Annotated in this window: 22 protein-coding genes; 5 read left to right on the top strand and 17 right to left on the bottom strand. The window is 34.8% G+C overall.

Translation table 11 applies throughout. From position 1 onward, the window contains the following. Positions 1 to 45 precede the first annotated feature (45 nt). Positions 46 to 1,005: a hypothetical protein gene (locus tag KBW87_RS03890; protein WP_057811057.1), complete on the bottom strand. Its 960-nt coding sequence runs from the start codon at positions 1,003 to 1,005 to the stop codon at positions 46 to 48. A gap of 19 nt (positions 1,006 to 1,024) precedes the next feature. Then, positions 1,025 to 1,345: an ImmA/IrrE family metallo-endopeptidase gene (locus KBW87_RS03885; protein WP_057811055.1), complete on the bottom strand. Its 321-nt coding sequence runs from the start codon at positions 1,343 to 1,345 to the stop codon at positions 1,025 to 1,027. 517 nt (positions 1,346 to 1,862) lie between these two features. Between KBW87_RS03885 and KBW87_RS03880 the strand changes: the two genes are divergently transcribed. Next, the gene (locus tag KBW87_RS03880; RefSeq protein WP_057811053.1) at positions 1,863 to 2,534 is read left to right on the top strand and encodes a M23 family metallopeptidase; all 672 of its coding nucleotides are present in this window, start codon (positions 1,863 to 1,865) and stop codon (positions 2,532 to 2,534) included. A gap of 36 nt (positions 2,535 to 2,570) precedes the next feature. Here KBW87_RS03880 and KBW87_RS03875 read toward each other — a convergent pair whose 3' ends face one another. The 7 genes from KBW87_RS03875 to msrB all read right to left on the bottom strand — a co-directional run bounded on the left by KBW87_RS03875 (position 2,571) and on the right by msrB (position 7,791). Further along, positions 2,571 to 3,449 (bottom strand): YitT family protein, encoded by an 879-nt coding sequence (locus KBW87_RS03875; RefSeq protein WP_057811052.1) that lies wholly within the window; start codon positions 3,447 to 3,449, stop codon positions 2,571 to 2,573. A gap of 81 nt (positions 3,450 to 3,530) precedes the next feature. After that, entirely contained in the window at positions 3,531 to 4,073 is a 543-nt protein-coding gene (msrA, locus tag KBW87_RS03870; protein WP_057811050.1) for a peptide-methionine (S)-S-oxide reductase MsrA, read from the bottom strand. Between the two features lie 95 nt (positions 4,074 to 4,168). Continuing rightward, positions 4,169 to 5,422, bottom strand: coding sequence for an SLAP domain-containing protein (locus KBW87_RS03865; RefSeq protein ID WP_057811048.1), 1,254 nt, complete (start codon positions 5,420 to 5,422; stop codon positions 4,169 to 4,171). A gap of 449 nt (positions 5,423 to 5,871) precedes the next feature. Continuing rightward, entirely contained in the window at positions 5,872 to 6,102 is a 231-nt protein-coding gene (locus KBW87_RS03860; RefSeq protein ID WP_057811046.1) for a hypothetical protein, read from the bottom strand. A 282-nt stretch (positions 6,103 to 6,384) separates the two neighbouring features. Then, complete coding sequence (locus KBW87_RS03855; RefSeq protein WP_004042356.1) at positions 6,385 to 6,561, bottom strand: hypothetical protein; 177 nt, start codon at positions 6,559 to 6,561, stop codon at positions 6,385 to 6,387. A gap of 342 nt (positions 6,562 to 6,903) precedes the next feature. Next, the gene (locus tag KBW87_RS03850) at positions 6,904 to 7,299 is read right to left on the bottom strand and encodes an iron-sulfur cluster biosynthesis family protein (protein ID WP_057811044.1); all 396 of its coding nucleotides are present in this window, start codon (positions 7,297 to 7,299) and stop codon (positions 6,904 to 6,906) included. Positions 7,300 to 7,362: 63 nt separating this feature from the next. Beyond that, positions 7,363 to 7,791 carry a peptide-methionine (R)-S-oxide reductase MsrB gene (msrB, locus tag KBW87_RS03845; protein WP_057811042.1) on the bottom strand — a complete coding sequence of 143 codons (429 nt, stop codon included), beginning with the start codon at positions 7,789 to 7,791 and terminating at the stop codon, positions 7,363 to 7,365. A 117-nt stretch (positions 7,792 to 7,908) separates the two neighbouring features. Here msrB and KBW87_RS03840 point away from each other — a divergent pair, with 117 nt between their 5' ends. Further along, positions 7,909 to 9,093: an aminotransferase class I/II-fold pyridoxal phosphate-dependent enzyme gene (locus KBW87_RS03840; RefSeq protein ID WP_057811040.1), complete on the top strand. Its 1,185-nt coding sequence runs from the start codon at positions 7,909 to 7,911 to the stop codon at positions 9,091 to 9,093. 37 nt (positions 9,094 to 9,130) lie between these two features. Here KBW87_RS03840 and KBW87_RS03835 read toward each other — a convergent pair whose 3' ends face one another. From KBW87_RS03835 to prmA, 7 genes are all read right to left on the bottom strand, one after another. Then, the gene (locus KBW87_RS03835) at positions 9,131 to 10,279 is read right to left on the bottom strand and encodes a GH25 family lysozyme (RefSeq protein ID WP_057811038.1); all 1,149 of its coding nucleotides are present in this window, start codon (positions 10,277 to 10,279) and stop codon (positions 9,131 to 9,133) included. Positions 10,280 to 10,491: 212 nt separating this feature from the next. Continuing rightward, on the bottom strand, positions 10,492 to 12,348 hold the full coding sequence (aspS, locus tag KBW87_RS03830; RefSeq protein ID WP_057811037.1) for an aspartate--tRNA ligase: 1,857 nt from the start codon (positions 12,346 to 12,348) through the stop codon (positions 10,492 to 10,494). A gap of 3 nt (positions 12,349 to 12,351) precedes the next feature. After that, positions 12,352 to 13,638 (bottom strand): histidine--tRNA ligase, encoded by a 1,287-nt coding sequence (gene hisS / locus KBW87_RS03825; RefSeq protein ID WP_057811035.1) that lies wholly within the window; start codon positions 13,636 to 13,638, stop codon positions 12,352 to 12,354. Between the two features lie 289 nt (positions 13,639 to 13,927). Next, on the bottom strand, positions 13,928 to 14,365 hold the full coding sequence (gene dtd / locus KBW87_RS03820) for a D-aminoacyl-tRNA deacylase (RefSeq protein WP_057811033.1): 438 nt from the start codon (positions 14,363 to 14,365) through the stop codon (positions 13,928 to 13,930). Further along, complete coding sequence (locus KBW87_RS03815; RefSeq protein ID WP_057811031.1) at positions 14,365 to 16,605, bottom strand: RelA/SpoT family protein; 2,241 nt, start codon at positions 16,603 to 16,605, stop codon at positions 14,365 to 14,367. The genes dtd and KBW87_RS03815 overlap by 1 nt, the downstream gene beginning before the upstream one ends. Positions 16,606 to 16,620: 15 nt before the next feature. After that, positions 16,621 to 16,983: a hypothetical protein gene (locus KBW87_RS03810; RefSeq protein ID WP_057811029.1), complete on the bottom strand. Its 363-nt coding sequence runs from the start codon at positions 16,981 to 16,983 to the stop codon at positions 16,621 to 16,623. 53 nt (positions 16,984 to 17,036) lie between these two features. Beyond that, positions 17,037 to 17,981: a 50S ribosomal protein L11 methyltransferase gene (prmA, locus tag KBW87_RS03805; protein WP_057811027.1), complete on the bottom strand. Its 945-nt coding sequence runs from the start codon at positions 17,979 to 17,981 to the stop codon at positions 17,037 to 17,039. Positions 17,982 to 18,035: 54 nt separating this feature from the next. Here prmA and ybaK point away from each other — a divergent pair, with 54 nt between their 5' ends. Next, positions 18,036 to 18,542 (top strand): Cys-tRNA(Pro) deacylase, encoded by a 507-nt coding sequence (gene ybaK / locus KBW87_RS03800; protein ID WP_057811025.1) that lies wholly within the window; start codon positions 18,036 to 18,038, stop codon positions 18,540 to 18,542. 300 nt (positions 18,543 to 18,842) lie between these two features. On the opposite strand, the gene KBW87_RS03795 is transcribed toward ybaK, so the two are convergent. Further along, on the bottom strand, positions 18,843 to 20,204 hold the full coding sequence (locus KBW87_RS03795; RefSeq protein ID WP_057811023.1) for a threonine/serine exporter family protein: 1,362 nt from the start codon (positions 20,202 to 20,204) through the stop codon (positions 18,843 to 18,845). 173 nt (positions 20,205 to 20,377) lie between these two features. Here KBW87_RS03795 and KBW87_RS03790 point away from each other — a divergent pair, with 173 nt between their 5' ends. Beyond that, positions 20,378 to 21,316, top strand: coding sequence for a sugar-binding transcriptional regulator (locus KBW87_RS03790; protein ID WP_057811020.1), 939 nt, complete (start codon positions 20,378 to 20,380; stop codon positions 21,314 to 21,316). Between the two features lie 318 nt (positions 21,317 to 21,634). After that, a complete protein-coding gene (locus KBW87_RS03785; RefSeq protein ID WP_057811018.1) occupies positions 21,635 to 25,261 on the top strand; it encodes a mucin-binding protein in 3,627 nt (1,208 codons plus the stop codon). Positions 25,262 to 25,292: the final 31 nt, after the last annotated feature.

Genomic DNA, 25,292 nt, shown 5'->3' with positions numbered 1-25,292 from the left:
ATTAAAAGGCTGTCTATCTCAAATAGACGGGCTTATTTTTATACTTTACTTTAAATTTACGGTCATATCATAGGTATGATCGTAATCATCAGCATCTTGATTATTTTGTAATTCACAATCAAATTTAAATCTAAGTGATTGTATTTTATTAATATTTTTTAACTTGTAAATTGGAATATAAACCGTCCCAGTTTTAGACATTCCTTTATCTAGCTCGTCCCAATCGTCTTTGGTTTCAATATCATGTTGTTCATTAATGCTTGGGATACTTACAGTTGCACTATTCATAAGTATATCAATATCTTTCAAAGCTTTAACTGTTACATTAATTGCTAACATGCCTTCTACTGATTTTCTCCCACGCTTAGAGCCATAAGTATAACCACTCTCAGTTTTATAAATAGTTATATTGTTTATTTTTGCTGTAGCATTTGACCATGAGTTGTCTGGGTCACCAATTTTATATTTTTTATAATTAGTGTAATAAATGTGTTGTCCATCTAAACTAATATAATTTTTGCTTTTAGCTGAAGTACTTTGAGAGCTATCACTTGACGAAGTATCAATATTTGATTCAGCGGTGGCATAAGCAATCAATAAAAAGGCAGCCGCAGAAACGTAAAACCACCAGTTTTTAGTTAAAACTTTTTCAGGTTTAGTTTTAACATAAGGACATTGCTTATAACCATTTTTGCCCCAAGGTGCGCCAATAGAATAGAGAATAATTATTATATCAGTAGACATAACAGATCCTACATTTACATGTGAACTAAGTAATAAAATAATAAAAGCAAAAATATAAAATGTGATTTTTAAAATTCGCTCATTTTGTTTATAAATTGGACCTGCATTCGTTTTTACAAAGTAACAACCAGGAACAGCGCTTAATACTACAAAAGTAATATTAAATAAACCACCAGTAAAAACGCAAAGAAAACTTATTACTGCACAAATAAGTAGCATTATACCTATGATATTTCTTCTTTTAATTGTTTTATTTTCCAAATTCTTTTCCTCCAAAATATCAGCTTTTTGAGTCTTCCGGATCTGGACTATCTTTCATCAAATACTTAGATAATTCAATTTCAACATCTTGATAATTCTTGACACCTAAGTTTTTAGCTAAATTTATATAATTTGCTCTTTTAGCATCAAAACCATAATCCACATATTCTTTTATAAGTTCTCGAATCATGAATTGATTTGCGGTGCTTTCGGATTTTATTCTCACGTAATAATCGTGCAAATAATTATTAACCATTGCATCATCATGGATATAATGACCTATTTCGTGTAAAACGACCTTAGGTACTTCACTATCGGGTAAATTCGAATTAACCATCAATTGATCGGGAATATCACCCTTGGTATTTACATTCCTCTTAAGTTAAATAAAAACTATTGCTATCGTAAGCCTTGATATATCAACAATTTTAAACCACTTATCTGTCGACCTAATCAAAAAACGCATCTTGATCACTTAATTCATCAGCCATAATCTAAACAACATTATTGTACCGACATTTTAATCATCTGTCGATCCCCCAGAGCTTTTCGCTCATCTCCCATCGACAGATTGATTTTAGAAAATATTTTATCCTTTTAAAACACACCTAAGCATTCCTCTGCTAAAAGTCATAAAGAATTTTTTCTAAAATTTAGGGCTCCATTTTCACTACACTCGTTACCTCGCCATTCATTTGAAATTGGAGACTAAAATTTAATAACCAAAATAAGCAAATTTTGTAACTTGCTTATTTTTTGTCTGTAACTATTATGTAATATTCTCCGGCTAAAATAGATCCTGTTTATAAATAAAAGGAGTGAAGATTTTACAAGTTTAACTTGTAAGTAAAATTTAAATGGTAAAGAAACGTAATTTAATCAAATTATTAGCTGGTGCATTTTTAATTAGTAATTTTGGATTGATTTCCAATGTGGCTTCTGCTGCATCTAATTCAAACAACGTTGGTTTCACTACTGAAGATGTAGTCAACAGCAATCAAGAAACAAATTCTTCAACTACTGATAAAGAAACTAAAAAACTTACTTGGGCTTACCCATTTGCAAGTCAAAAGAAAAATGGAGTTCGACCAATGTACAAAGCTCAAACTTTTGGAATGACTGACTATGCTCGTTCCCTCAGCCCACTTAGCTACTTCCATGACGGTTGGGACTTTGGCTTTTCTGAAGTAGGTCACAGCACAGTAAAAGCTATTCACCCCGGAACTGTTAAAGAAGTACGACAAGCACCGGGACTTGGCTGGTATGTTTGGGTAATTAGCCCTGATAAATACGTTGAAATCTACCAAGAAGGTTTTAATTCGCGTAAAGATATTACCGTAAAACCTGGTCAAAAAATTAAGACGGGTCAAAAAATCGGTAAATTAACTGGTAGTCACCTTCACTTAGGTGTAACTAAAACTAACCATAAGTATATTAATCAACATGGCTATCCCTGCAACAATTGGTATCGCGATGTAGGTACTTGGTTAAATCCAGTTAAGGTTATTGAAGATAACATGAATAAATAATAAAAAAGCATTCAAGATCTTGAATGCTTTTTTATATTAAACAATTTCTTGCTCTTTGAATCGTCCATAAACTTTTTCCACTTCACTCACACTTACAAAAGCATATGGATCAGCTTGTGTGATAATTTGCCGAATATCATACATGTCATAGCGATCAATAATGGTAATTAAGACCGTTTTTTCAGTATGACCAAAAGCTCCTTCCGCATCATGAATAATCGTAATTCCACGGTGCATCTTATTTTGAATTCCATCAATAATTGGTTGAGGATGCTCTGTCACAATCATTACTTGCATTTTCTTATGTTGAGTATAGACGCTATCTATTACTCGCCCATTAATAAAAATAGTTAAAGCTGAATAAAGTGCTCTCGTCCAGCCAAATACAAATCCAGCTGCCGCAATAATTACTAAATTAACTAATATATTAAATTTTCCGTAGCTGGTACCGGTTTTTTGCCGAATAACGATTCCTATAATGTCTAATCCACCAGTAGAAATTCCGTTCTTTAAGGCAAAACCAGTCCCAATACCATTAATGGTTCCCCCAAAAATCGCACATAACAGGGGATCCCAATGGACGCTTAAAGGTTGAACAACCTTCATCATAATTGAGCCAAGTACAACGGCTATAATAGTGAAAAAGGTAAATTTATGCCCTATTTTTACCCAGCCTAGAACAAATAATGGTACATTTAACACAAAGTACATTAAAGATGTAGAAATCGTAAAAGGTAAAAAGCGTTCACTCATTGAATTTATCAACTGAGCAAACCCAGTAATCCCAGACGAGTACATATGACCTGGGGTCCAGAAAAAGTTTAGGGCAATTGCCACAGCAATAGCATAAAAGAAGGCCGCTGACAGCTTAGAAACAAAATTATATCTTCGATTGAACTTGTCAATTTGATCCATGTTAAATTAATTCCTCAAAAAATATCCTTAATCTTCAACATAAAGTTTAACAAAAGTCGCCCAGCTAACCAACCTTAAATATTATTTTTGCCAATGTTTCTTGATAAATTGAGCACGTCCTCCAGCTTCTTCCATTGCATATCTTAAGGGATCTTTTTTATAAAAATCTTGGTGATACTCTTCTGCTGGATAAAAAGGAGCAGCTGGTTCAATTTTAGTTACAATTGGCTGATCAAATTTACCGCTCTCTTCAAGCTCCTGTTTTGACTTCTCAGCGGCTAATTTTTGCTCGTCAGAATTGTAAAAAATCACTGGACGATAATTGTCTCCACGATCTTGAAATTGACCCATAGCGTCTGTTGGATCAGTTACTTGCCAATAATAATTAAGAAGCTCTTCATAAGAAATTTCGTTTGGATCATAAGTGATTTCTACTGCTTCAGTATGACCCGTAGTTCCAGAACAAACTTCTTGATAAGTCGGATTAGCGACGTGTCCCCCTGTATAGCCAGATATCACTCTTTTAACACCTTTTACTGTATCAAATGGCTCCACCATGCACCAAAAACATCCGCCGGCAAAGATGGCCGTGTTATATTGAGATTGCTCATTATTTTTCGTCATTTTAAATACCTCCAACTCATTTATCAATCTGGTTTATTATACCCACAAAAAAGATCCCTCCAAGCATCTTGCTCAAAGTGATCTTTTTGTTATATTTATCTAAAGTTAGCTACTTTAACATAACGATTCTTGTTGATACGGTAGTGCTTCTTACCATTGATGGTCATTGAAGAGCCATAAGTTGGAACAGTAATTCCGCGTCTTAAAGTTGGAACGTAGACACGTCTACCCTTATTGTTGTAAACGTAAGCATTCTTCTTCAATACACGCTTAGTACCATCGATATTACCAACAACAACGTATTGGTTATCACCAACCTTGTAGTAATCATGATTATGCATAGCTACAATTCCGCCTAAGACAGTTATTGAGCTATAAGCACTGTAAACTTTACCTTCAACCTTGTGGCCATCTTTATCGTAAACATAAGCTTTATGCATTACAGTCTTTTGGGTTTTAACTTCAGCTGGTGAAGAAGGAGTAGTCTTATTGTCAGCAGGCTTAGCTTGTTCACTAATGGCTGCGTTTGGATTGGTTGGACCTTGTGATGATGGCTCCTTAGTTGCATTTGAATCAGTTACATTATTAGGATTGTTAAATTGCAATGGAAGCAAAGTAATGTTTCCATCAACATTTAATCCACGCCAATTATCAGTAAATTGCCAAATTGCAACACCATTCATAGATGGGAAGTAGTTAAAATCAGCGGTGTCAATTCGGCCCATAGTGGCATAACTTGCAACCCAAAGAGCGTTTGGATACTTATTTAATACAATGTTGGTATTTACATTATTGTTAAGTAAGTATGCACCGGAATAAAGAAGTGGTTGATAACCTGCAGCCTTAACCTTATCCATAAAAGCAACGATTGCATTTGCACTGGCATCCTTACCACCATTAACATTGTTACCTTGACCAGTTTCCCAGTCACAGGCAATATATGAACCAGCTGGCAATCCTAAAGCTTTAGCACTTGCTACAGCATAATTCCCTTCATTAGCTGCTGCAGCACTATTTGCGCCAAAAGTAGCAAAGTGATATGCCATCGGCATCATGTTTGTTGCATTTGCACTGGCAATTTGTTGAGCGGCCTTAGGATTACGATAACTTGTACCTTCACTTACTTTTACAATTGCAAACTGGGCTCCAGCTTGCGCAGTACTTGCTATATTAGAACTTTGATAACTTGATACATCTACACCATATGATCTTGCAGCAACAGAAGTGCGTGCAGCTTGGACTGTTGCTGTTTTAGGAGTGGCCAAAGCTTCAATTGAAAAGACACTTGTAGTAGCCAAAGCACTTGCACATGCTAAAATTCCTAAAAACTTCTTATTTTTCTTTTGCATGGATTTCCTCCGCGTTTATTTCTTCTTATTACAACCTCTACTATATCACGTTTTGTTATATACAAATTTTAAGAAAATATGACAAAGTTACTTTTGATAAGTAACAATTTTGCAAAAGATTAGTTTTTTAATATAAGTGTATAAGGCTATCAATGAAAAGTTGTCTTCAAATTCACGCAAATCATGTAAAAATCTAATAACAGTTTTTAATTCGTTTTCTGAATATTAATCGGAAAATTTTTCTTCAATCTCTGTAATAATTTCTTGATGCATTTCATCATGTAATTTAGCAACAACTTTTCCATTAGAAGTCAATGCATAATATATTTTCTTTTTATCATTTGGTGCCTTTTGTACAATTATCAACTCAAATTGCAATAACTTCTTTGCAGCACGAGTAATTCCCCCCTCTAGTAACTTGCAATTCGGTTTCTAATTCAACTCCAGTTTTACTTTTTATTTCCAAAGCTGACAAAATATGTAAAGCTACGATAGATACTTTCAATGTCTTGAATACCGTAGAATTTCAGCATATTAGTTAGATATAAACTTCCTAAGTCCATTAGAGCTGAACCCGAGTTGTTTTTAAAATGGAATGTCTTTTTATTATGACGTTTTAAAAGAGCCTTTTCTTCTGTCGTCATTTTCTCATTGAATTTCTGCTTACGCCAAGCCTCCATAGTAACATCATTTAATGGTGGAACTCCTTGACCCTCATAAAGATCACAAATAATAATTTTATCTGTAGGATGATTTAATTTGTACTCCTCAATAAATTTTTGCCAACATTTAATGACAAACTATTAGTAGTATGTGGATGAGCTTGAATAACTAAAAGTGTACTCATTTTATCTTCTCCTTTATTGTTGATTATCAACAATAATTTGCATTCATTTTAGGTACTTGTCAACAAAAATGAAGACAAAAAAGCGAAACTAAGTATGATTAGTTTCGCGAATTTTTTATTTAATTGAATCTACTAAAAACTTTAACTCATCTCTTGAAAAACTACGACTATAACCATCAACTAGCTGGGTCATAATTGTGGCTTCATCAAATTCTGCTCGACGATACAACTGTATCAAACTTATTACCATTGGTGTTCTTTTGTTATTTTTAATCTTATCTATATCCATCATTAGTCCCCTCATTTACCTTTCATCATACTCTATTTCTCTCAAAAATCAACATTAAAAAAGCCAAAAGTTGATATAACTACTACTAAATCAGAAATTTAATTAGATCGTTATCATATAAAGCTTAGTCTACAAGCAATTCATCATACTAATATATCAGTTCTGCACTTTATACTTAAAATTGTTATTTATTAAATTTTTGAATAAAAAAGAACTAGTAGTCGTTATCTACTAGTTCTTAACTGAAATTGAAGAAAAATCTATTACACTTCTAGGAGGAAGGACCTCAGTCACTTACTATCCTAATCCATTTTCATTTAAAAGTTAAATGATATTTATTGATATTTAACAATTTTTAACTTGACCTTGCTTAACATCATAATTAGCTTTCAAAAGTTCAGGTCCGTTACCAATTCCTACTGCTCCATCCAATAAACCACTATCACTCTTAAGCATTAAGCCAGCATTCTTATAGTCAAGTACTAAATTATCGCCAAGCAAAGTTAAATCATAATCAGAAGTATAGATTTTTACACCTGCATTATTATGCAAAACTACGGGATAATCTTTATCGGGATGATCAAGTTTAATAATAGAAAAATGCATCCCCATACTACATGATCCTCCCAGCATCGAATATTTCCCTCCTGCATCATCAGCAATTAAAAGCATCGGGTGACCTAAAACATCTCTTTTTTTCAAATAATCCAATGCCGCCTGCGTAAATTTTATCTTTGCCATAATCGTTCCTCCCTATCTCTCTTAGATTTTATCCTGAAATCAGATTTAATAACTTGATTTAAATCAATTATCAAATAATTTTTTATATTCACCATATCCTTGTTTATCAAGCTCATCATAAGGAATAAACTTAAGCGCAGCAGAGTTAATGCAGTATCTCAATCCTCCTGTCGCAGTAGGCCCATCAGTAAAAACATGGCCTAAATGCGAATCCGCTTCGGGGCTTTTTACTTCAGTTCTTTCCATATTATGGGATTGATCTCGATGATATACAAGTTTTTTAATCGGTTTAGTAAAACTTGGCCAACCACATCCCGCATTGTATTTATCTTGACTAGAGAACAAAGGCTCACCAGATACTACATCTACATAAATTCCTTTATCGTAAAAATCGTCATACTTCCCAGTAAATGGATATTCGGTAGCCGCATTTTGCGTAACCTCATATTGCTCCTGAGTTAATTTCTTCAATTTTTCTTTTTTATCTAGCATTCATATCACCTTTTTTCTGATCTATTATTCAATATACCAAATTTAAGTAAAAAAATGTTGTCTCAAGTTTTCGAGTAATTTAAAATTAATATCAATGAGAGAAAGGAAGCATTAAATATGCCAAAATTAGCAGACGATTTATCAATGACACGTAATACTCGCTTAAATTCACTAACTCCATCTAAGATCCGTGCTTTTGATGAAAAAGCTTCTAAGATCCCTGGAATTATTAAATTAACAATTGGCGAGCCTGATTTAAATACTCCTGAACACGTTAAAGAAGCCGCTATTGCGGACATTAACGCCAACGATTCCCATTACGCGCCTCAAGCTGGTAAGCCAGAACTTCGCCAAGCTATCAGTGATTATTTAAAAAGAAGTCTCAATGTGGATTATGATCCAACTAGTGAAATTTGTGTAACTGTTGGAGCTACTGGAGCATTAAATGATGTTTTCATGACTATTTTAAATCCTGGTGACAAAATTTTAGTTCCTACCCCTGTTTGGGCTTTATATTTCCAATTAATTAAATTAACAGGAGCTATTCCAGTTCAAATTGATACTTCAAAAGATGGTTTTGTTTTAACTCCAGAGCACTTAGAAAAAGTACTTCTGAACGAAGGAAAGGGTGCTAAAGCTATTATTTTAACCGATCCTTCCAATCCAACTGGACGCGTTTATCCAAGTGATACTTTGAAAAAACTTGCTGAAATTATTAAAAAGTATCAATTATTCTCTATCACTGACGAAATTTACGGTGAGCTTGTTTACGAAGATAATGTCCACCATTCCCTTTCCGAGTACATTCCGGAAAGAAACATTTTAATTTCCGGCTTATCTAAAGCTTATGCTATGACAGGCTGGCGTTTAGGGTATATTGCTGGTCCTAAAGAAATTATGGCTAGTATCTGTAAAATAAATGCATTTTTAGTTACATCAGTAACTGATAATGTTCAAGCTGCAGCCATTGAAGCACTTAATAATGGAAAAAACGATCCTATAAAAGCTCGTAAGATTTACGAAGAACGTCTCAAATTCATGAAGAGCGGACTTGAAAAATTAGGTTTTGAGATGTCCACTCCTCAAGGCGCATTCTATATTTTTGCAAAAATTCCAGATAGCTTCGGTACTGATGATGAGGCTTTTGCCAACGAACTAGCAACTAAAGCAAAAGTAGGTGTAACTCCAGGCCGCTATTTCGGAAAAGGTGGTCAAGGATATGTTCGTTTATCTTATGCTTCATCTACTGAAAATTTAAAAGAAGCTCTTCGTAGAATTGAAAAATATGTAGAAAATATCTAAAAAAATAAAGCTTAGCAAATTGCTAAGCTCTATTTTTTTACTTAAAATTCTTAACCTTTACATAACGGTTCTTGTTGATCTTATAGTAACTCTTGTTCTTGATCTTCTTCTTGCCATAAGTAGCCACACGTGCATTCTTCTTAATGGCTTTTACACGACGCACGCGCTTACCTTTATTGTTATAAACAAAAGCAGTATGTTTTACAGTACGTGGAGTTCCATCAACATTGGCAAGACGAATATATTCGTGATCCCCAATTCGGTAATAATTCTTACCCTTGATTGAAACAGTCCCACCAAGGACAGTGACTTTCTTGTAGGCAGAAACTTTTTTACCTGTCTTTACGCCATCTTTATTATAAACTGCTGCAGTATGCATTACTGTCTTCTTGTTCTTAACATACTTAGCCTTTGGAGCTTGACTAGAAGCACTATTGCCATACTTAAGTGGTAAAAGACTAATGTTACCATCAACATTTAAGCCACGCCAATTATCAGTAAATTGCCAAATAGCTACTCCATTCATTGATGGGAAATATGAAAAGTCTGGATTATCAATTCTACCCATAGTAGCATAACTAGCTACCCAGAGTGAATTTGGATACTTAGAAGTAATTTTTCCAGTATTTATATTATTATTCAATAAAGATGCACCTGAATAAAGAAGTGGTTGATAGCCTTGGGCCTTAATTTGGTTCATGAAAGCAAGAATAGCATTGGCACTTGCTTCACGTCCACCATTAACATTATTTCCGTCACCAGTTTCCCAATCACAGGCAATATATGATCCCTTAGGAAGGCCAGTTGCTCGAGCACTAGCAACAGCATAATTTGCTTCTGCTACTGCCGCACCAGAATTAGCGCCAAACAAAGCAAAGTGATATGCCATTGGAAGCATATTATTAGCTTTTGCACTTGCTATTTGTTGAGAGGCCTTTGGATTACGATAGCCAGTACCTTCACTAACTTTAACAATCGCAAATTTAGCTCCAGCATTGGCAGTACTCTTTACACTTCCAGATTGATAAACAGATACATCAACACCATAAGATCTTGCATTTACGGACGTTCTAGCAGCTTGAACGACTTGACTATGATGTTCATTACCAACATTAGTAATTGCAGTTGTAGCAATTACACCAGCACATGCTAAAATACCTACTAAATTTTTCTTATTCTTTTGCAATTATATCCCTCTTAAAATCACTTTTTAGATTTAACAAACTACGTTTAACATCTTTTAATTCATCTATATTCCAATTGATAACTATAGCAGATTTTTTATATTACTAAATTACAAATTGGTAACAAGTGTGGTGAAAGCGATTAAGTTGGATAAATTTTACATAATTTATATTAATGAATAAAAAAGCACCAGCAAGCTGGCACTTTTCCTAATTAATCTTCATCCCAAGTAGAATTCTTGGCAGCATCTTCTTGAGCTTCTTTTTCTAGACGCTCTTCAGTTTCCTTAACGCTATCTTCGTATTGTTTTTCAATTTCAATACCAATGTCAGCTAATTGTTGATCAGCAACTGGAGCTGGTGCATGCATCATTGGTTCTGAAGCAGAAGCATTCTTTGGAAAGGCAGTAACGTCACGAATATTGTCCTTACCTGCTAACATCATTGCTAAACGGTCAAGACCAATAGCCAAACCAGCGTGTGGTGGGAATCCCATGTCCAAAGCATCTAATAAGTAACCAAATTGTTCATAAGCACGTTTCTTAGTGAAACCTAAAGCCTTCAACATCTTTTCTTGGATTGAACGCTTATGGATACGGATTGATCCACCACCCATTTCATCTCCGTTCATAACAATATCATATGAACGAGCATGAGCTTTATGAGGATCAGTATCAAGAAGCTTAATGCCCTCATCGTCTGGCATAGTGAATGGGTGGTGAGCTGCGATCCAACGACCTAAACCTTCATCATATTCGAATAATGGCCAATCAACAACCCATACAAAGTCAAAGACACCTTCTGGAATAATACCAGTTTCATGAGCAAATTCACGACGTAAGTGATCAAGTGAATCAGTAACTACCTTCCACTTATCAGCTACCATGACTACTAGTTCTCCGCCTTCAAGGCCAAATTCCTTAATTAAAGCTTCTTTATTTTCATTAGTTAAGAAACGTGAAACAGGACCTGAGAATTCACCGTCTTCGTACTTAACCCATGCAAGTCCCTTTGCATGATAACGCTTGATATAATCTTGCTTTTCTTCAATCTTTTTACGTGAATATTGCTTAGCACCGTTTTTAACAGCAATTCCCTTAACAACACCACCATCAGCAATAGCACCTGAAAATACCTTAAAGTCACTATCTTTAAAAATTGGGCTTAAATCATGAAGGTACATTTCATAACGAGTATCAGGCTTGTCCGAACCGTACTTGTTCATTGCCTCATCCCAAGTAATACGCTTGATAGGAGTCTTCAGATCAATATTCATAACATCTTTCATGATCTTCTTTAAAAGACCTTCAGTGTAGTCTTGAACTTGCTTTTCATCAGTGAAAGAAGTTTCCATATCAATTTGAGTAAATTCTGGCTGACGATCACCACGAAGGTCTTCATCACGGAAACAACGAGCCAATTGGTAGTACTTGTCAAATCCAGCACCCATTAACAATTGCTTAAACAATTGTGGTGATTGTGGAAGTGCGTAAAAACTACCAGGATAAATTCTTGAAGGAACTAAGTAGTCACGCGCACCTTCAGGAGATGACTTACCTAAAATTGGAGTTTCAATATCAATAAAGCCATTTTCGTCAAAGTATTCGTGAACTGCACGCAAAATCTTTGCACGTAACATAATAGCTTTTTGAAGGGTTGGACGACGCAAGTCAAGATAACGGTACTTTAAACGAGTTTGTTCAGCCGCGTTAATGTCATCCTTAATTTCAAATGGAGGAACCTTTGATTTGTTTAAAACATCAATTTCAGTAGCATCTACTTCAACTTCCCCAGTTTTCATATCTGGGTTAACACTTGAACGTTTAACTACCTTTCCTTTTACTTGAATAACATCTTCACTACCAAGTGAGTCTGCTACTTCCATTAAATCATTACCGGAATCTTTGTTAACAACAACCTGAACAATACCTTCACGGTCACGCAAATCAATAAATACTAAATTACCAAGGTTACGTACACGTTGAATCCAACCATAAAGATTTACTTCTTGTCCTTCATACTTGCTAGTAATGTTGCCAGCATAGTCTGTTCTTTTTTCCATATGTTCCATTCTTTAATCCTCTAATTTTTTCATTACAATTTGCATATCATTTAAATCTTCAAGACTTAAATCGATAGTCTTACCATCGGATAAGCGTTTGATATTCAAAACGCCATTTTCAAGTTCTTTAGCACCCAAAGTAATTACATACTTAGCATGTACACGATCAGCTTTTCTAAATTGTGCCTTAAGTTTCTTTTGATCAACATCGTATTGAGTCTTAAAGCCTTGTTTTCTAAGAGAACGTGCAATTTCAACAGTCTTCATTTCTGTGCCAGCACCAATATTGGTAATGAAGAAATCGATTCCTTCATCTTTAAATAAATTAGGATTTTGCTCTTTCAAAACAAGCATTAATCTTTCTTCACCAATACCAAAACCAACAGCTGGAGTTTGAGGACCGTCAAATTCTTCAACTAAGTGATCATAACGGCCACCACCAAGAATAGTGGTTGCGGACTCCCAAAGATTCTTATCCTCTACCATAAACTCAAAGATGATCCCGGTGTAGTAATCAAGTCCACGTACCAAATCGTCGTCCATTACATAGTTAATGCCTAATTGAGTAAGCATGGTGGTAATAGTTTCAAAGTTTTCCTTTGATTCATCATCAAGATAATCAACAATTTTTGGTGCATTGGGTAAAAATTGTTTATCTTCTTCTGCCTTAGAATCAAGAATTCTAAGTGGATTCATTTCAAGACGTCTTTGAGAATCTTCTGATAATTGATCCTTGACTGGAGTAAAGTAATTTACTAAAGCATCATGGTAATCTTGACGGACTTGATTGTTTCCTAAAGTGTTGATGTGTAATTCATAATTCTTCACACCAAGTTCAGCCAATAAATCATGGCCCATCATAATTGTTTCAACATCTGCTAATGGACTACTTGAGCCAAAACTTTCAACACCGATTTGGTGAAATTCACGTTGACGTCCCGCTTGAGGTCTTTCATATCTAAAAGTGTTGTCAATATAGTAAACATTGAATGGCTTTACTACATCGGGGCCATAAAGTTTATTTTCAACATAGGCACGAACAACACCCGCAGTCCCTTCAGGACGAAGAGCTATATGACGGCCACCTTTATCATTAAAATCGTACATTTCTTTTGAAACAACATCTGAAGATTCACCACTTGAACGAGAGAACACTTCATAATTTTCAAAACTTGGCGTACGGATTTCACGATAATTAGCACGCTTAAAAAAGTTTCTAGCAGTTTCTTCTACCTTTTCCCAAGAGCCAGAATTTTCAGGTAGAATGTCCACTGTTCCTTTAGGTCTTTGAACTCGCATTTTATCATCCTTTTTAATTTAATTAACAAAAAAGCGTCCTTGAAACTAATCAAGGGCGCTCAAAAATTAGCACGGTACCACCTTTTGGTTGCTACGATTAACGCTCGCGAAACGAACCATTATCTGATAAAGTTGTCACAGACAGCTCTCTATCCGCTTTTTCACCAAACTGCGGTCTCTTTCAATAGAGCACATGCTAATCTTCATTCTTTGTCATCGATAATTCTTTTTTAGCTTATATTTTTAAACGAATATTGTCAACCTCTGTAAGCGATTTAAATAAAATTTGCTACAGGTCTAAAACAATAGTAAAAGGGCCATCATTTTCTAAGCTGACTTGCATATCAGCCCCAAATTCACCGGTTTCTACATGGAAGCCATGGTCTTCAAGTTCTTGATTAAAGTCTTCCCACAATTCCTTCGATTTAGGAGGTCTCATTGCTTCTACAAAACTTGGACGGTTCCCTTTTTTAGTATTAGCAAGTAAAGTAAATTGACTTACACTTAAGATTTCGCCATTTACGTCTTTTAAAGATAAATTAGTTTTACCTTCTTCATCTTCAAAAATTCGCATCTTGCTAATCTTATCGGCAGCTTTCTTAACAGTAGCCAATTCATCACCATTTTTTAAACCAACTAACAGTAAAAATCCTCTGCCAATCTTTCCGACTGTCTTATTGTCAATATCAACTTTAGCATGATTAACGCGCTGAATAACAACTCTCATTAATTATCTGACCTCTTTGTTTCATATACATCAGGAATATCTCGTAACTTACTTAAAATGTCACTAAGCTGATCGGCATTCTTAACCGCAACGGTTACATAAATATGAGCAATATTTTCTTCATTAACTTTACCAGAAATGTTGTTAATGTTTTTAGTTAATGAATTAAGCTTATTAATTACGTCACTAAGTAAATTACCTCGATTATAACCAAAGACTTCAATATTGGCATTGAATGCTTGAGCACTATTTTCCTCTACATTCTCCCATTCAACATCAATTAAGCGCCCTTGTTCTTGGGCCTCTTTAGTAATATTGCGACAATCAGCACGATGAATAGTTACTCCGCGCCCCTTAGTTACATAACCGATTATCTTGTCTCCTGGAACTGGGTTACAGCACTTAGCCAAATGGAGCATTAAGTCACTAACCCCTTGGATCATAACTCCATTCTTATGCTTAACTTTCATTGTAGAAGAACTATTCTTAGGCTTTTTATCTGGAACAGCTGCTTGCTGTCCAGAATTCAAAATAGCTTCTTCTCGTTTCTTCTGCTTTTCTTGTTCATCTTTTCGACGAATATCTATGGTTAAACGGTTGTAAACCCCAATCGCAGATTGATCCCCAAATCCAATTGCAGCATATAATTCATCCGGAGTTCGATAGTTAAAATGCTCCAGAATCTTTTCAATATGCTCTTTATCCATAAATTCTTTTGCACTTAAATCATGTTCACGCAAAATATTGGCAACTTCTTGTTCACCTTCTTGAATACTTTGCTCACGATCTTGTGCTCTAAAGTAACGTCGAATTTTGTTACGAGCTCTGGAAGTTTTAACCATGTCAACCCAATCACGAGATGGAGTTGCATTAGTTTGGGTCATAATCTCAATTACATCACCGTTTTTAAGCTTATAATCCAGTGGAACCAATTTATTATTAACTTTAGCACCAACTGCATGGCTCCCTACTTGGGTATGGATGGCATAAGCAAAATCTAAAGTCACCGATCCCTTAGGCAATTCATAGACTTCACCTCGAGGAGTAAAGACATACACGCGATCCGAGAAAATATCACTTTTAACGCTCTTCATGAATTCGCCGGCATCTTTAGTTTCATCCTTTAATTCTAGGATTTCACGCACCATATCAAGTTTTTCACCAGAAGTGCTTTCCTCGACACCGTCAAAATTGCCACGCTTATATGCCCAGTGGGCAGCCACACCATATTCAGCTACTTCATGCATTTGTTCAGTTCTAATTTGAATTTCAAGCGGCTTACCACCAGGTCCGATAATTGTAGTGTGGAGTGACTGATAACCATTTACTTTAGGAACAGCGATATAATCCTTAAATCTACCTGGCATTGGTTTCCATTCAGTATGAACAGCCCCTAAAACTGCATAACAATCTCTGACAGTCTTAACAATCACTCTAACAGCTAATAAGTCATAAATTTCTTCAAAATCTTTATGCTTATCAACCATCTTTTTATAGATGGAATAAATATGCTTAGGACGACCATAAATTTCATATTTAATTCCCAGGCCATCTAAAGTACTTTTCATTACTGAAATAGCATCTGAGATGTACTTTTCACGCTCACTACGTTTAACATCCATTAAACTAACAATGCGGTAATAAGCTTCTGGATTCAAGTAATGGAAACTCATATCTTCCAGTTCCCATTTAATTGTCCCAATACCTAAACGATCAGCCAAAGGAGCATAAATATCCATAGTTTCTGAAGAAATTCGACGTTGTTTATCAGGACGCAAATGTTGCAAAGTATGCATATTGTGCAAACGATCGGCCAATTTAACCATAATTACACGCAAATCTTTTGCCATTGCTATTAACATCTTACGATGATTTTCAGCCAAAAATTCCTGATGTGATTTGTATTGGTACTTATTAAGTTTAGTTACCCCATCAACAATAAAGGCAACATCTTCCCCAAACTCATTTTTTATATCATCATTAGTAGTTGGCGTATCTTCAACAGTATCATGTAGAAACCCCGCAGCTACTGTATCTGGATCAAGACCTAAAGTAGCCAAAGTACCAGCCACTTGAGTTGGGTGAATAATGTATGGCTGACCAGAAGCACGCTTTTGTCCAGAGTGAGCATTTTCAGCGTATTCATAAGCCTTTTCAACAAAAGCAACCTGCTCATCATTCATATAGCTTTTGCAGACATCAATTACCTGATCATGAGTCATTTCAACATACTTTGACATTGACGATCATCCCTTCTAACGGTAAAAATTATTATCCATTAAGCCAAAGAGTTCAAAGATAAGGTAAACCAGTCCTAAAACCCAATTATAACTAGCAAACTTAGGTAAAATAGCTAAACAAAAAATAATCGGTAAACAAATTATCCATAAATTACTAATTCTTCGACTTTTTATCAACTTACCTACATGATAGCTAATCAGACAGTTAACAATTAAGAATACGATCCCTATCCGCCATACAATTCCAATTTTTAATAAACTAGAAATGTAAGGTAAAACAGCAATCACAACGCCCCACCAAATTACCGGCATCGGCCTAAATTTATTCAATTTCTTTAAAATTGGAATTTGAGTGAGCTTTTGTTTAATTATATTCATAAAAATCGCATTTTCCTCATCTAAGCTTAATTTAACTTCTTATTTTACCACTTTTAGCTATCTTTTCTAGTAATTCCTAATCCAATCCAACGACCTTGCTTCATGGTAAGATCGATCTTAAAGCCATTTTCGTCTAAAGCCTTCTCAATCTTCGGTAATTGTAGGTAATCAATCCCAGAAAAGATAACTTGACCATTTTCGTTTAAATGTTCATCCATTTGCGGAATCAAATCGAGTAAAATTTCAGCTAAAATGTTAGCTACAATAATATCAAATTTACCTTTTACATCCTGTAACAAGCTCGTTTTTTGAAGTTCAATATTAGTAATATCGTTTAAAGCTGAGTTTTCCTTTGCCGCAGTCATTGATTCATCGGAAATATCTGTGGCTAAAACTTGACTGGCCCCCAATTTGCTGGCCGCAATTGCCAAGATTCCCGAACCCGTACCAACATCCACAACAGTTTGAGGCTTAATCATTACTCTTTCAAGTCCCATCATGGCGAGTTGGGTCGTTTTATGATTACCAGTACCAAAGGCGAGACCCGGATCGAGCTTGATTAATTTTTGATCAGGAAAAGTAGGCTTATAATCTTCCCATTCTGGCACAATAGCTAAGTGACGAGAAAAATCAATCACATGGTAGTATTTTTGCCAAGCAGTATTCCAATCTTGATCAGCAATGTAAGAAGTGGTGATTTCACCTTCGCCAACATTTAAACCGTAGCCCTTCAATTCTTCAAGCTTCTTTTGGTACTTTTTAACTAAATCTTCCTTATCGGCTTCTTCATCAAAGTAAGCCATAAACTGCATGTCTTCTGGAAGGTCTTTAATATCATCTAGTTCAACTACAGTTGAATCATGAAGCCACCCAGCTTGTTCAAAATCGCTGCGTTTTCTAGTTTCTACTCCTAGCGCGTTTAAATTGTCTTGGCTATACACACTTAGCGCATCTTCAATTTCATGACTAGTGGCAATTTTAATAACTAATAACTTCATATTAACTCCTTTAGAAAAATCTTTCCTAATGCTATGATAATAACGGTGATAAAAATGTCGAAGAAGAAAAAGAAAAATAAACTCGAGAAAACTTTAGTCGAGAAGATTCTTGACCAACATAAAATTAAATACCGTCAAGCTGAATTTGCGACCCGCGAAGATAAAGGCGGAATTGCGCAAATGGATACTTCTATTTTAAATGAAGATGAGCATTTGGTCTATAAGACTCTAGCTTGCGAGGGCAATAAGACTGGTCCATTAGTTGGAGTAATTCCAGTTACTGAACATTTGAGTATGAAGAAGCTGGCTAAAATTTCTGGTAATAAAAAGTGTGAAATGATTCCACTCAAAAAACTAGAAAAAACTACCGGCTATGTTCATGGTGCCAATACACCCATCGGAATCCATTTTACTCATCACTACCCTATTTATCTAGATAATAGTATGAAAAATGAAAAAGAAATCGGTGTTTCTAGCGGTAAAGTTGGACGTAGTGTATTTCTTGCGCCAAGCGACTTACAGAAGATTACTGAAGCCAAATTTGGCGACTTACTCGAGTAAATCGCTTTCATCTTCTTCTATTAATGGTATACTTATCTTATAACCACATATAAAGAGTATATAGAAGAAGATGATTACTATGAATTTCATATTAGGAATTGTGGGCTTTCTTGTCGCAATTGGTGCGGTACTTTTAATCATGAGTACAGCCTTTGCCAAGTAAAGCATAAAATTTGAATACTAAAAGCATTCCATTTTAGTGGCGAATCAATTACTCTGCGGAGATAGTTGATTCGCTATTTTTTGGCCAAAACAAAAAACCTTGAAGTTCCCATAAGAATTTCAAGGTTTTGATATATTTTACCAATCAACATGACGCCATTTCTTATCAGTTAGAATTCTAGCTGTTAATAAGCCTAATGGCAAAGCGGCCACAATCATTAATGCTTCCGTAATCCAGTAAGCACCAATATTAATATTCGTCATTCCAAAATTAAACATTGCTCGATACATATAAAGTCCTGGAACCATAATCACGATTGAAGGCACAGTCAACGCAATTCGAGGGAATCCCACTTTATTGCGGACAATACTTGCAAGTAACCCGGCGACAGTTGCCCCAATAAAGGCCGCTAAGGCAGCCGGTACATGATCAAAGTCCACTAAACTTAAACGCAAAGTATTTGCAACTGCTCCACTAATTGCCGCCATGGTAGCCATTGAAGGCTTGGAATTAAACATAATAGAGAAACCAAATACTCCGCAAAAACTAGCAATAAATCGCAATAATGTGAGTACTAATGGGCTTAAGCCTAATTTTGGCATCGATCCCGGATGAAGCCCTAAAATCATCGCAACCGCCCATCCAGCCATTGTTGCAATCACAATAATTAACACAGCATATGTTAATCGTTCCAATCCTGACCTCATATCAAGCTTAGACATGTCCAAACCAGATGTAATAAATGGAAATCCTGGAATCACAAACAGCATTGACCCAATATAACCGTATGCATGATCATAGTTGATTTGGAACAATAATCGTAAAATTGTAAAAGCTACAAAATATGTTGCACATGCTACAGCTACTCCAGCCGCAATCTTGGCAACTAAAGTTAATTTATGCTTTCCCATCTCTGAGCGCACATAGTTACCAAATCCCGCTCCAAAGAAAGCACATATAACTTCAGGAATTCCTCCACCCAGCAAAAAGATAAATCCTGCACAGGCAAGTCCAGAAGCTAATCCAGATATCCAAGTAGGATAAGTAGTTTTAAAATTATCAATTTCATCTAGTCGATTCTTGATTTGTCCTAAAGTCCAATGTCCATGTCCTTTTTTAAATTGATGAACAAATTTTTCCAATTCATTCAACTTCGTCATATTAACTCCAGTTGAAGGAATTGAAAGAGTTTGTGAATAGGACTGATTTCGAACCCCAAAACAAGTATATTCAATTGAAACTAGGCCAATATCAGCTGAACAAGTAATTCCTAGAGTTCGAGCAATCGTATCCATAGAATCTCGGACTCTCCACGCTCCTGTTCCACAAGATAAGAGCATAATTCCTACACGTCCAACTAAAGAGCCTTTCTCAACAAGAGTGGCATCTTTTGCTAAAGTGTCATCATCACTTTTGAAAAATTCCTCCCAGCGAATTTTCATATGATGGTGATGTGATAATTTACGTCGTGCTTTTGTCGCACTATCTGATTCTGTCATCTTTTCCAACATTCCTTTTTATTTATCCATCATTATAAAATCAGCTCTATTATTTTACCACACTTGTTAATTTTATAAATTTTAAAAATAGTAGTAATAATTTAAATTATTTAAAAATAAATATATAATATAGGTAAGTAATTGCTAGTATATTTAATAAAGGAATGATTAAAATGACGCAATTAAGTAATGAAGAACTCGCAAGTATCGCTCATGACTATTATTTAAGCAAACTAAATATTGCCGATATTTCACAAAAATATAACCTATCAAGATACTTAATTACTAAGGCACTAGATGATGCAGAAGAGCGCGGAATTGTTAAAATTAGTATTCAACAACATACCAAACGTAATGAAGAATTAGAGCGCCAATTACAAAGTCGCTTTCATTTAAAAGAAGTTTTTATTCTGGAAAATCTTTCTACTAAGAATCAAGACAGTGAAGCGATCGTTAATTTTGCAGCTAAACAAATTCAAAATTATGCTCAAACAGCCAAAAATATCGGAATGACTTGGGGAACTTTAATGCTAGATGTTATTAACGAATTTACACATGAAGATCGAGATGATCTCACATTTGTGCAATTATTAGGACAAACTTTAAATTCTAAAAAGCGTAAAACTTCCTTAGTTCAAGAAGCTTCTAACAAATTCAATTCTCGTTCAATTTCTCTTCCAGCTCCTTTATATGCTTTAAATTCCGACTTTATTCAAGCTCTTGAAAAAGAACCTTTTTATCATGAGCTTCACTCTTATTATAAAAATCTCGATTTAATCTTTTCAGGAATTGGCACCTTCCAATCCATTCAAGTCGATCAATTTTTAATGAAAAACTATGCACCAACTCTCTTTAAAGGAATTGATCAAAAAAAAGTTGCTGGTCTAATTTTTGGTCGTCCATATGATATTGAGGGCAATTTTTACCAAGAGGTTGGCAAACATGTCTGCGGAATTAACTTAGATGAAATTATGCAAACCCCGACCCGCTTTGTCATTGTCAAGAATCGTTTCAAAACCAATGCACTTCTAGGTGCATTAAGAACTGGAGTTATCACCCATTTAGTAACCAATAGTGCAATTGCTGAACAAATTTTGGAAAAATCCAAATAAAATCTAGTAGCAATTATAATAACATCCTTAGCTTTTTATCTTAGCAATAAAAGTTAAGGATGTTTTTGATTTATTGTTATTTAAAAAGTATAGTGATGTTCTTTAATTTTTATCTATACCAAAACATTTTATCCCGTGTTATCTATATGGTTACCCTTTACGTGCTCATAAGATTGCACCATTTTAGTAATAAAACACACAAGTGAATATTTAAAATCAAAAAAATCAGCAATCTACTTAACAATTTTAAAAATAATGTGGTAGGCTAATTATGTTATAGAAAATAAAAATGTAAGTTATTTAATTAAGGCAATAAATATGAAAGATAAAAACGACTTAAATTTCAATTCAAAATTAAACAGCAAAGAAAGATTTGGTTTACGCAAATTGTCAATTGGACTTGCAGCAGTTTGTTTAGGCACAAGTTTCATTTTACTTAATAACCAGACTGCCTATGCTGCCGATAAAAATCAAGCTCAAAAAAATGTAGAAAACATTTCAAAGCCAAATACTAATTCTGTCGAAAAAACTGATAACGAAGGAGCTACTGAATCCAATTTAAAGCAACTCCTTCAAGAAAAACAACCCTCAAAAGCAAATTCTCAGCTTGAAGAAACTTCCAATCAAGTTTTACAGAATAATAACCAACAAACTAATCCTCAAGTTTCAAATAAATCTAATATTGAGAATGCCCACAATAATCAAGAATCAGAAAAGGTTACAACCTCTCTATCTCTCAACGAATCAACCTCTTTTGAAACTTCACCAAAAAATCAAGCTACCACAAATCAATCATCCATCGCTAAAGCCAAATCATCTGAATTTACCAACACTGATATATCTAATTCTAAAAATATAACCATCACAAGTTCTAACACTCCTGATATGATGGCTAATAGCACTGTTGGTCATGTACTTATTCACGTAAAAAATGCTGGTATTTATACAACTAATAGCAATGCTACAGTCACAATTTCTAATCCCGATAACCTTTTGAGCTTTAGTAATAACGCTCCTGTATTAGGAAATGACTTTTCTACTTCTACCAATGGAGAAGGAACCTTCACTTTTACTTATATAGGTAAAGTGACTTCTACATTTGATGACCTAAATTTAGATTTGGCCATTACAGGCAATAATGATGCTGTTAAAACGTATATGTCTCATCACAATAATCAGTATCCCACAAATATTCCAATCAGTGTGAATGTCACTCTTCCCCAGACCTCTACTTTCACTCAAACTTTCACTACTACCATTAAGCCTTATGCTGACAAAGTTCAATCAGATGAATTAATGCATGGCTTTATTATGGGGCCGAAAGTAGTATGGAGTCCCGAAAGTTCAAATAATACTCGTACAGTAAATGGGCAAGAACAAATTCAAGTAGGGATTAATAACAATGGTTCTCCAGTTTTTGTTAATAAAGGCACAGGCAAAGTAGAAAATGGATTTTATGTTGAAAATGGAGTGTCTTATTCAGGTCCTGAACTTTCTGCTATTCCTGATCTTTCCACTGAAGTTAAACAAGATTCCGCACGGTTGATGCAATATGGTATTGATTGGAACTTTGGGGAATTAAATCCTTTAGATAATGTATTAGCCACTATCAGTGTTAGTGAAGGTCAAGTTATCCTTCCAAGCACTATTAAAGTCTTTCACATTACTAATCCTACTTACATTAAAACCACTGATAATATACGTATCCCAATTGATGAATCTTATAATAATATTGTAGGATACAATCCTACTACGGGTAAATTTGACAATGAAGATCCCAACTTCGAAAAATTTTTGAGAGATCACATTTCTACCAATGGTCAAAATATAAGAATTGATCAAACAGGTCCATTTACTATCAATAATGAGAATTATTCTAAAAAAGGAGCTTATTTTATTCAATTCGATGCCAATCTTAATTTACAATATTTACCAAACTGGCAAGTAACTGGAAATGGCCCAAGTATTACTACCCCTATCCATAACGAGCGCAATTGGAATACTGAAGGCCAAGGAAACAATACTATTACCCAAACTTTTACTGGTTTTAATAAAGGTTACATTACTCCAGGGAACGCTGTAAATGAAAGCATTAATGTACACTATATTGATGAAAATACGGGGAAGCAAATCCAAGCTCCGTCTATCTATACTGGAAAAGCTGATGGAACTATTAGCAACCATACTTTATTGAACATCAAAAATATTGAGAATAATAATTATATTTTTGACAAAGTTGCCACAATGGGAGGAACTCCACATATTACCCTGCCAAAGAACACTTACGATCCAGCCTATCAAAATTTTGGATTCAGCAATGAAAATACTAAAAACAACGCCCCTGTCAATATATATAATGCACCAAATTTAGGATTTAGTAATGATCCAAATAGCAAAGCATTAAATTACTATGTTTACTTTTATCAAACACAGACTCCAACTTCTCGAACAATAACTGCTACCCAAAATATTACTTATATCTATGGTAACGGTCCGCAAGCTGGAAAAGAGGCTTCCTCACATATTTCTAAAAAATTGAGTTTTACCAATAATGGTGTTATTCAGAATGGAGTGATAACTTGGGATACAGATTGGTCAGTTAATACAGGAACATTATTTGGCTTTAGCAAAGTTGTATCCCCAGAAATTGCAAATTATACTCCCAATATAAAACAAATTGATACAATTAAAATTTTTAATCAAGAATTAACTAACGCCGCTAATAACAATCAACCTATTTCATTTAATTCTACTGTTAAATATTATACTAACGAATCTGCTACTCTTAGCTTTTATGATGACACCGATAATATTTCTTTATCCAACTTTTTAATCAAAAACAATCAATCTGCTACCTTATCAGATTCATATACTAAACAAGATAATAATTCTGAACACACACTCATAAAATTTAATGGTGCAAATAATATTGTTAAATTTCTTGAAAGCAAAGGATACAGATTTGTAAAAGTTACAGGACTCGGTTCCAATAGTGCTACTCAATACAATCAAGTAAGTTATGGTAACTTTGATAATGACCCAGATCACGATCAAGCCTTTGTCCTCCACTTTGTTCATGCAACTAAACCAGTTTCTCAATCAAAGACTGTAAATGAAACTATTAACTACATTTATGCTAACGGGCCAAAGAAAGACCAAGAAGCTGCACCTACTTATAAGGCTGCTCCGATTAAGTTTACCCAACATGGCACACAAGATTTAGTTACTGGAAATACTGAATGGGATGCTTGGACGCCAGCAAGTAATCAGTTTAAGGAAGTTGTTTCTCCAAAAATTGATCATTATACTGCCGATAAGCTTCAAATTGAGACTCAAACTGTAACTCCGAAGTCCAAGGACTTAAGTTATATCGTTTACTACTCAATGATTGAAGAACCAGATAAGCCAAATACCCCAGACCAACCTTCTATACCAGAAAAACCAAGTCAGCCTACTCAACCAACTACTCCAACTGAACCTCAAATTTCTGAAAAGCCAGTTCAGCCAATTACTCCTGACACACCATCCACCCCTCAGCCAACAATTCCCGACACACCTTCTACTCCTCAGCCTTCAAATCCTGGTTCTAATAATGTTCCTCAACCTCAACACCAACCTAAACGTCCTAATAAGTCAGCTAAAACTACAATTTCAGTTCCTCATTCCAGTTCCAAGCCAACTCCAGTTCCTCATCAACCAGTTCAAAGAAATATAAAGAACAAAACTTTACATAATAATTTAACTTTAACTAAGACTGCAATTATTGCTCATCCTCACTTTGTTAAAACTTCTCCTACTTCTTACCTCAATTCAAGTAGGGATACTCAATCTAAGCCTACCCTTCCTCAAACTGGTGAAAAAGAAAATTCACTTACTATTTGGGGATTAGCTCTTGCCACTCTTGCTGGCATTTTAGGCTTAAGTGTCAAGAAACGCAAAAACTAGACCAAACTAAAAAAGTTGTTAGCTCTGAAGC

The sequence above is a fragment of the Lactobacillus intestinalis genome (assembly GCF_024397795.1).
GTDB lineage: Bacteria > Bacillota > Bacilli > Lactobacillales > Lactobacillaceae > Lactobacillus > Lactobacillus intestinalis.
Note: the sequence above shows the minus strand (reverse complement) of the source record. Positions and strands in the feature narration are given on the sequence as shown.